This window comes from Vibrio sp. 1580 (assembly GCF_033340055.1).
In genome coordinates this window covers 1-575 of sequence record NZ_JAWOVT010000518.1, presented here as the reverse complement: position 1 = coordinate 575, position 575 = coordinate 1, and the positions used below count along the sequence as shown (strand labels likewise).

Annotated in this window: 1 protein-coding gene; it reads left to right on the top strand. The window is 46.1% G+C overall.

All coding sequences use genetic code 11. From position 1 onward, the window contains the following. Positions 1 to 575 (top strand): methyl-accepting chemotaxis protein (locus R7093_RS26920; protein WP_318147236.1); only part of this gene is annotated, 575 nt, incomplete at both ends.

Below are 575 nucleotides of genomic sequence, written 5' to 3'. Positions count from 1 at the left end.
AAGCACACAGACGGATGATGCACGTAGTGTGGCTCAATCAGGCCAAGTGAAAGTCGAAAATACGCTTCATTCGATTTCAAATCTGTCGAATGAGATTCAATCTGCTTCTCAAGCGGTTGAAGAGCTAGATGCAAATGCAGCGCAAATTGATGAAGTTGTGACAACAATCAACGGCATCTCTGAGCAAACTAACCTACTCGCCTTGAACGCTGCAATTGAAGCGGCTCGTGCAGGTGAACAAGGTCGAGGCTTTGCGGTTGTTGCGGATGAAGTCCGTGCTCTTGCAGGCCGTACTCAACAAGCAACCGTTGAGATTCAAGCGATGATTGAATCATTACAGCGTAACAGTCAATCCCTTACCAAACTTATGGAAGTTACGGTAAACAATGCCAACGAAGGTCAAAACCTGATGGCAGAAGTAAACCAAGAGATTGGCTCGCTTGCCGATAAAAACCAAACCATCTCAGACAGCAGTATTCAAATTGCGACTGCGGCTGAGGAACAAGGTGTCGTTGCAGATAACATCGCCGCAAGTGTCGAAGAAATCCGAGTTCAAGCAGATAATGTGTGCAATA